Here is an 8551-nt window from a genome sequence, read left to right on the forward strand (position 1 = left end):
GCCTGGCCGACCGTGCCGCCGCCGTGCCCACCATCACCTACCCCGAGACGCTGCCGGTGTCTCAGCGCAAGGACGACATCGCCGCCGCGATCCGCGACCGGCAGGTGGTGGTCGTGGCCGGCGAGACCGGTTCGGGGAAGACCACGCAGATTCCGAAGATCTGTCTCGAACTCGGTCGCGGTGTACGTGGCCTGATCGGCCACACCCAGCCGCGCCGCATCGCGGCGCGGGCCGTCGCCGAACGTCTCGCCGAGGAACTCGGCACCGAACTGGGTGAGACGGTCGGTTACACGGTGCGCTTCACGGACCATGTGTCGGACTCGACGCTGGTCAAGCTGATGACCGACGGCATCCTGCTCGCCGAGATCCAACGCGATCCGATGCTGCGCCGATACGACACGCTGATCATCGACGAGGCACACGAACGCAGTCTCAACATCGACTTCATCCTCGGCTACCTGCAGCAACTGCTGCCGCGTCGGCCGGACCTGAAGGTGATCATCACCTCGGCCACGATCGACCCGGAACGGTTCGCCCGGCACTTCGCCTCCCCCGACGGGACACCGGCACCGATCGTCGAAGTGTCGGGGCGGACGTTCCCGGTCGAAATCCGGTACCGGCCGCTGACCGTCGAGGTCGGTGAGCAGTTGATCGACCGGGATCCGGTCGATGCGGTGTGCGAGGCGGTCGAGGAACTGCAGCAGGCCGGTGACGGCGACATCCTGGTGTTCCTCTCCGGCGAGCGCGAAATCCGCGATACCGCCGACGCGTTGCGCGACCGCAAACTCCGCAACACCGAGATCCTGCCGCTGTACGCGCGGCTGTCGGCGGCCGAGCAACACAAGGTCTTCACTCCGCACGCCGGTCGGCGGGTCGTGTTGTCGACCAACGTTGCCGAAACGTCGCTGACCGTCCCCGGAATCCGGTACGTCGTCGACCCCGGTACCGCGCGGATTTCCCGATACTCGGTGCGGACCAAGGTGCAGCGACTGCCCATCGAAGAAATCTCACAGGCCTCGGCGCGGCAGCGGTCCGGACGGTGCGGCCGTGTCGCGGACGGCATCTGCATCAGGCTGTACTCCGAGGAGGACTTCGACGGTCGTCCGGAGTTCACCGAGCCGGAGATCCTGCGCACGAATCTGGCGTCGGTGGTGCTACAAATGACCGCGCTCGGCCTCGGGGACATCGCCTCGTTCCCGTTCGTCGAACCCCCGGACCCTCGTGCGATCCGGGACGGGATCGCATTGCTCGAAGAACTCGGTGCGCTCGAACCGGCCAAACGCGACGAACTGCCGATACTCACCGCGACCGGCCGTGAGCTCGCACGGCTTCCCGTCGATCCGCGGATGGGACGGATGATCGTCGAGGGCCACCGCAACGGTTGTCTGCGCGAGGTGCTGATCATCGTGGCCGCGCTGTCCATCCAGGATGTGCGTGAACGGCCTGCCGAGTTCCAACAGGCCGCCGACGAGAAGCACGCCCGCTTCACGGTCGAGGGCTCGGACTTCCTTGCGTTCCTGCGCCTGTGGGACTATCTCAAGACCCAACGGAAGGAATTGTCCTCCAACCAGTTCCGGAAGATGTGCCGGAACGAGTTCCTGCACTGGCTGCGAATCCGCGAATGGCAGGATCTGCAAGGACAATTGCGTCAGATCACTCTGAACCTCGGCTGGGAGACCCACCACCAGGAGATTTCCGACGACGCGATCCACCAGTCACTGCTCGCCGGTCTGCTCTCCCACATCGGATTACGCGAGGGCGACAAACGGGACTTCCTCGGCGCGCGCGGCTCCCGGTTCGCGATCTTCCCGGGATCGTCACTGTTCAAGAAACCACCCCGCTGGGTGATGGCCGCGGAACTCGTCGAGACCTCTCGATTGTGGGCCCGCATGGCCGCCCGGATCGAACCCGAATGGGTCGAGAAGCTGGCCCCGCACCTGATCAAGCGCACCTACTCGGAACCACACTGGTCGACCAAACGTGAGGCGGCGATGGCCTACGAGCGCGTCACGCTCTACGGCATTCCGCTCGTCGCGCAGCGTCCGGTGCAGTACGGCGGAATCGACCGGGAGGCCTCACGTGACCTGTTCATCCGGCACGCGCTGGTTCAGGGCGAATGGCGTACGCGACACAGGTTCTTCCACACCAACCGCGCGCTGCTCGACGACGTCGAGGAACTCGAGCATCGAGCCAGGCGACGCGACATCCTCGTCGACGACGAGGCACTGTTCACGTTCTACGATGAGCGAGTCGGCCCCAGTGCCGTGTCCGCCCGGCATTTCGACACGTGGTGGAAGAAGGCTCGGCAGCAAGATCCCGAACTGCTGACGTTCACACCGGAAACTGTCGTCAATCAGGATGCCGCCACAGTGCTGGACGGCGAGTATCCCGACGCGTGGCGACAGGGTGATGTGCAATTCCCGCTCACCTACCAGTTCGAGCCGGGGACCGAGCAGGACGGTGTCACTGCACGCATCCCCGTCGCACTGCTCGCTGGTATCCGTCCGGTCGGATTCGACTGGCTCGTGCCTGGCATGCGCCACGAACTGGTCACGGCACTGATCAAAACCCTGCCGAAACAGCTTCGGCGACAAGTCGTGCCGGCGCCGGATTTCGCGACGGCGGCACTCGCGTCGGTCACCCCGCGCAGTGAACCGCTCGTCAACGCGATGGCCAGGGAGTTGTCTCGACTCGGACACTGCCGCATCGAACCGAACGCGTTCGACGTCGCGGCACTGCCCGAGCATCTGCGGCTGACGTACGCGGCGGTCGACGAACGCGGCAAGGTCCTCGGGCACAGCAAGAGCCTGGCTGCCCTGCGCACGTCGCTGTCGGTGCGTGTCGACGCCGAGGTGGCTCGTGCCGCGTCGAGCACGGAACGCGACCCGGCTCTCGTGTGGACGGCGGAGACGTTGGGCAGCCTGCCCGAGACGGTCACACGCACTGTGGGAAGTCAGCAGGTGACGGGCTACCCCGCGCTGGTCGACGAGGGTAGCGGTGTCGCGGTCCGCGTACTCAGCACCCCGCAGGCACAACGGGTCGCCACGCGCATCGGGCTGCGATCACTGCTGCTCGCTGCTGTCCCGACCCAGGCCAGGGCGGCCACCTCGGGCCTGTCCAACACGGAGAGACTCGCGCTGGGTCGCAATCCGGACGGCTCGTTCGACGCGTTGCTCGACGACTGCCGGGCCTGTGCGGTGGACGAACTGGTCGCGGCGCATGGCGCACCGATCCGCACGCCCGCCGAATTCGATGCGATGACCAAGACGGTTCGCGCGCAACTGCCCGGCCGGGTCTCGGCGCTGCTGAAACTGGTCGTGCCGACTCTGACCAGGGCGCACGAGGTCGGAGTACTGCTCGATCGGGTCCGCGGCGAAGCCGCCGACGATGTGCGCGAGCAAGTGTCGTCGCTGCTGTTCGCGGGATTCGTGACCGAACTCGGTGGACGTCGCCTTGCGGACGTCCCCCGCTACCTCGCCGCGGCCGCGCAGCGCCTCGAAGCGCTGCCGGCGAGCGCCGGGCGCGACGCCACCGGCATGGACGTTCTCGACCGGATCTACGCCGAGTACGATCGGCTGCTCGCCCGACTGTCCGAGGAGCGGCGGACCGGCCGGGACGTCAACGACGTGTACTGGGCGATCGAGGAGCTGCGGGTGAGCCTGTTCGCGCAGGGGCTGGGCACTCGGATTCCGGTGTCCGAGAAGAGAATCCTCAAGTCGATCAGCATGATTCGCTGAGCCGCGATCGCCGCTCGACGGCGGGAAGGAACCGACAGAAGGAACTCAACCGGCGGCCGGATCGATCGCGCGGCGTTCCTGATGCTCGCGCAACTCCTCGATTTCGCGCTCGAAGTCCTCCGCCGAACTGAACGACCGGTACACGGACGCGAAGCGTAGATACGCGACCTCGTCGAGATCCCGCAGCGGTCCGAGAATGGCCAGTCCCACCTCGTGGCTCGGCACCTCCGGGGAGCCCTTCGCCCGGATCGCGTCCTCGACTTGCTGCGCCAGCAGATTCAACGCGTCGTTGTCGACGGCACGTCCCTGGCACGCGCGCGCGACACCACGCACGACCTTCTCCCGGCTGAACGGTTCGGTCACCCCACTCCGCTTGACAACCGACAGGACTGCAGTTTCGACAGTGGTGAATCGGCGACCGCATTCGGGGCATGCTCGGCGCCGACGGATCGCGGCACCCTCATCTGCCTCGCGCGAGTCGACGACCCGAGAATCCGGGTGCCGGCAGTACGGGCAATACATGTCGTTTCCTTCGTCGCTGCCGCGCTGGCCGCGACGTCGAACCGTCCTCCCGAGGTCGACTCCGGCCTGAGGTGGATCCGCCTCGACGCGACCACGCGGGGTGGTGTGACTGACTGGACACGACAATACCCGTCGACCCGGTTCACCCCGGCGGTCCGGTACCCGACCGGGCACGGCCACCTATCTGCGCCCGATCACGGGAACGACGAGTTGCTGCCCGGGACGCACCGCGACGCCGGGCAACACGTTGAGTTCGGCGATCTGCTCGACGACCCGGGCCCGGTCCGCTCCGGGCGCGATCCGGGCGGCGACATCGACCAGGGTTTCCCCCATCCGGACGACTGCGACGTCGGTACGCGGCACACCTGCTGCGACCTCACTCGTCCGCAGGTGGGCGACACCGAGAATCGCGATCAGCGCGGTGGCGGTGAGCACCACCGTGATCGCCGTCTGCCGCACGGCCGCCGCCGGCGACAGTCGTGGTGGGCTGGTGCGATGGGCACACGAGACGGGCGGCGATACCCGGCGTCGATACTCGGTGCGCCCCGCATTCGGGCGCATGGACGGCGGGCGTACCGGAAATTGACAGATCCGCGCGTCGCGGCGACGGACCGGAGCATCGGTCCGCACCCACGCTGACGTGAACTCGTTCCATTCGGTTCGGCGAACTGCTGTACCCATCGGGTCCTCCGTGCTCGATCGGTTGTGGTGCTCGATCGGTTGCGGTACTCGAATCGGCCGCGCGCGGCGCGCATGATCGCCTACTTGTTCGATCGATGCCGATCCACTATTCGATCACAGGTTCGAATGAACATCTGTTCGAATTTCTACCACGCCGGGATTCTGCTGTCAGCACATCGACGCCGAAATCTCGAACAAGTGTTTGATAACGCCCGAGAATGCGGATAGATTCGACACATCACATGCAGCACATCCGACACTCGACGCACACGGAGGTCACGACCATGACGGACGCCAACTCCGCGATCGGCACAACCCGGACTGCCACCGCCGATGCGACAGCGGGTCTCACCGACCGCCAGCGGCGTGTCCTCGCAGTTATCCGAGATTCGGTCGCCGAGCGCGGCTATCCGCCGAGCATTCGGGAGATCGGCGACGCGGTCGGTCTCAATTCGACCTCGTCGGTAGCGCACCAGCTTCGGACACTCGAACGTAAAGGCTTCCTGCGCCGCGACGCGAATCGGCCACGCGCCGTCGATGTTCGCGGTCTCGCAGACAGCTCGGTCGTGTCGGATGCGGCGCTCGAGACGGCTGCTGCGGCGGAAGTGCCATCCGCCGCAATGGTTCCCGTCGTGGGCCGGATCGCGGCCGGCGGACCGATCCTCGCCGAAGAGTCCGTCGAGGACATCTTCCCGCTCCCCCGCGAACTGGTCGGCCAAGGTTCGCTGTTCCTACTCAAGGTCGTCGGCGAATCGATGATCGACGCCGCGATCTGCGACGGGGACTGGGTGGTCGTGCGGCAACAGAATGTCGCCGACAGCGGCGACATCGTCGCCGCGATGCTCGACGGTGAGGCCACGGTAAAGACGTTCAAGAGGGTGAAGAAAGACGTGTGGCTGATGCCGCACAATCCGATGTTCGAACCGATCCCGGGCAACGACGCCGTCATCCTCGGCAAAGTCGTCACCGTCATTCGGAAGATCTGAGGTCCGGCCAACGAGGCCGGGGCGGAACCATATCGCGCGATACCGCCCCGGCGTTGTCTCCGGTGGGGCCGTCAGATGTTCAGCGAACGACCGATGACCTCCTTCATGATTTCGTTGGTTCCGCCGTAGATCTTCTGGACGCGTGCGTCGAGATACGCCTTCGCGACCGGGTATTCGCGCATGTAGCCGTACCCACCGTGCAGTTGCAGGCACCGGTCGATGAGCTCGACCTGCTTGTCGGTGGTCCAGTACTTCACCATCGCCGCTTCCGGCACGGTCAAGGTGCCTGCGTTGAGTTGCTCGACGCACTTGTCGACGAACAGCCGGGCGATCTGCGTTTCGGTGGCGAGTTCGGCGAGTTCGAAGCGGGAGTTCTGGAACTGGCCGATCGGTTTGCCGAATGCCTTGCGGTCCCGGCAGTACTGCAGGGTGTCCGCGAGAACCTGCTCCATCGCGGCCGCGGCGACCACGGCGATCGACAGGCGCTCTTGCGGAAGATTCTGCATCAGGTAGACGAAGCCGAGGCCCGCTTCGCCGAGCAGATTCGTGCCGGGCACGCGTACATTGTCGAAGCTCAACTCCGCGGTGTCCTGCGCGTCGAGACCGATCTTGTCGAGGTTGCGGCCACGCTCGAAGCCCGCCATGCCGCGCTCTACGACGAGCAGCGAGAACCCCTGTGCGCCCTTCTCCGGATCGGTGCAGGCGACGACGATCACCAGGTCGGCGTTGATGCCGTTGGTGATGAACGTCTTGGAACCGTTGAGGATCCAGTCGTCACCGTCCGGTACCGCACGCGTCGTGATGCCCTGCAGATCGCTGCCGGTACCGGGCTCGGTCATCGCGATCGCGGTGATGATCTCGCCGGAACAGAAACCCGGCAGCCAGCGCTGCTTCTGTTCCTCGTTCGCCAGGTTGAGCAGGTAGGGCGCCACGACGTCGTTGTGGAGCATGAAGCCGACACCGCTGTAGAGCCCGCGGGTGGTCTCCTCGGTGAGGACCACGTTGTACCGGAAGTCGTCGACGCCGCCGCCGCCGTACTCCTCGGGTACCGCCATTCCGAGAAATCCCTGCGCCCCGGCCTTCTTCCAGACTTCCCGGTCGACGATCTTGTCCTTCTCCCACTGATCGTGAAACGGCGCCACCTCCTGCTCGAGGAACTTCCGATACGACTCACGGAAGAGGTTGTGTTCGGGCTCGAAGAGGGTGCGTTCCATGTGTGCTCCTGTGGTCGCGGCGAGTGTCGGCCTTACCGTAGGCAAGCACCACCCACTGTGACGCTGACGGATGCGAGCACGTTTTGTGACACTTGTCGCTTGTCCGGGCGACCGATCACTGTCGCAGCGCAGCCAGCTTCCGCAGGATCGGATAGGCGACGAGAATGCCGACGGATCCCCACGCGATGCCGCCGAGTTCAACGGATCCGACCGCCAAGGTCAGGTCGCCGATACCGGCGACGAGTGCCGCCGCCACGACCGTGAGGTTCACCGGGTCGGTGAAGTCCACCTTCGCGTCCATCCAGATCCGAACACCGAGAATGCCGATGAGGCCGTACAGCACCAGCGTCGCGCCACCGAGAACACCGTCGGGGACCGTGAAGACGAGCGCACCGAACTTCGGGGAGAAGGCAAGGACGACGGCGGTGGCGGCGGCAACCCAGTATGCGGCGGTCGAGTAGACGCGGGTGGCAGCCATCACCCCGATGTTCTCGGCGTACGTGGTGGTGCCGGATCCTCCGCCGAAGCCTGCGATGGTCGTGGCGAGCCCGTCCGCGAGCAAGGCGTCACCGGCAACGTCGTCGAGGTTGCGCCCGGTCATCGCGGCGACCGCTTTGACGTGCCCGACGTTCTCGGCGATGAGGACGATCACGACGGGCAGCGCGACCAGCACCACGGACAGCTCGAAGGTCGGTCCGCGCAGTTCGGGGATCCCGAACCACGCGGCATCTCGCAGTGAGGTGACCCGATCCTCGGCGAGGCCGCCCGTCGCCGCGGCGAACACCCAGCCGATCACGACACCGACGAGGATGGCGAGCCGCCCGAGCAGCCCTGGGCCGAGGACGGTGACCAGCAGTATCGCGATCAGTGTGATCGCCGCGACCAGCGGTTGCGCCTCGAACGAGCCGACCGCGGTGGGCGCCAGGTTCAAGCCGATGAGCGCGACGATCGCACCGGTGACGACTGGCGGCATCACGGCGTCGATCACGCCGGCACCCAGTGCCTTGACGACCAGGGCGACGGCAACGAGGAGCAGACCGACCGCGACGATTCCACCGAGTTGCGCGGCAGGGCCGTCCGCCGCCGATGCGGTGAGCGGCGCGATGAACGCGAACGACGAACCGAGATAGCTCGGCACACGCCCCCGGGTGATCAACAGGAACAGCGCGGTGCCGATACCCGAGAACAGCAGGGTCGTCGTCACCGGGAAGCCGGTGATCGTCGGAACCAGCAGGGTGGCCCCGAACATCGCGATGACGTGCTGCATACCGATGCCGACCGTGCGCGGCCACGACAACCGTTCGCCGGGGTCGACGACCCCGCCGTGGGCGATGCGCCGACCGTCGCCATGCAACGTCCAGCCCACGCCGACGCGGGTCCAGTTCGTGGTCTTCACCGGTTCGTTCACGAC

At 66.1% G+C, this 8551-nt stretch carries 6 protein-coding genes; 2 read left to right on the forward strand and 4 right to left on the reverse strand.

The genetic code is table 11. The annotated features are described in order from the left end of the window. A partial coding sequence (hrpA, locus tag WAX14_RS00250) for an ATP-dependent RNA helicase HrpA (protein WP_422626098.1) occupies positions 1-3737 on the forward strand: 3737 nt, incomplete at its 5' end. Positions 3738-3782: 45 nt separating this feature from the next. On the opposite strand, the gene nrdR is transcribed toward hrpA, so the two are convergent. Continuing rightward, positions 3783-4259: a transcriptional regulator NrdR gene (nrdR, locus tag WAX14_RS00255; protein ID WP_422626099.1), complete on the reverse strand. Its 477-nt coding sequence runs from the start codon at positions 4257-4259 to the stop codon at positions 3783-3785. A gap of 180 nt (positions 4260-4439) precedes the next feature. Continuing rightward, entirely contained in the window at positions 4440-4940 is a 501-nt protein-coding gene (locus WAX14_RS00260) for a LysM peptidoglycan-binding domain-containing protein (RefSeq protein WP_422626100.1), read from the reverse strand. A gap of 284 nt (positions 4941-5224) precedes the next feature. Here WAX14_RS00260 and lexA point away from each other — a divergent pair, with 284 nt between their 5' ends. After that, positions 5225-5926: a transcriptional repressor LexA gene (gene lexA, locus WAX14_RS00265; protein WP_422626101.1), complete on the forward strand. Its 702-nt coding sequence runs from the start codon at positions 5225-5227 to the stop codon at positions 5924-5926. 71 nt (positions 5927-5997) lie between these two features. Here the strand turns inward: lexA and WAX14_RS00270 are convergent, their stop codons facing one another. Both WAX14_RS00270 and WAX14_RS00275 read right to left on the reverse strand, forming a co-directional pair. Further along, positions 5998-7140 (reverse strand): acyl-CoA dehydrogenase family protein, encoded by a 1143-nt coding sequence (locus WAX14_RS00270; protein WP_422626102.1) that lies wholly within the window; start codon positions 7138-7140, stop codon positions 5998-6000. 115 nt (positions 7141-7255) lie between these two features. Beyond that, positions 7256-8548 (reverse strand): uracil-xanthine permease family protein, encoded by a 1293-nt coding sequence (locus tag WAX14_RS00275; protein WP_422626103.1) that lies wholly within the window; start codon positions 8546-8548, stop codon positions 7256-7258. Between the last annotated feature and the right edge of the window lie 3 nt (positions 8549-8551).

Origin of the sequence: Rhodococcus sp. (in: high G+C Gram-positive bacteria) (assembly GCF_049299235.1) — a bacterium.
Classification (GTDB): domain Bacteria; phylum Actinomycetota; class Actinomycetes; order Mycobacteriales; family Mycobacteriaceae; genus Rhodococcus.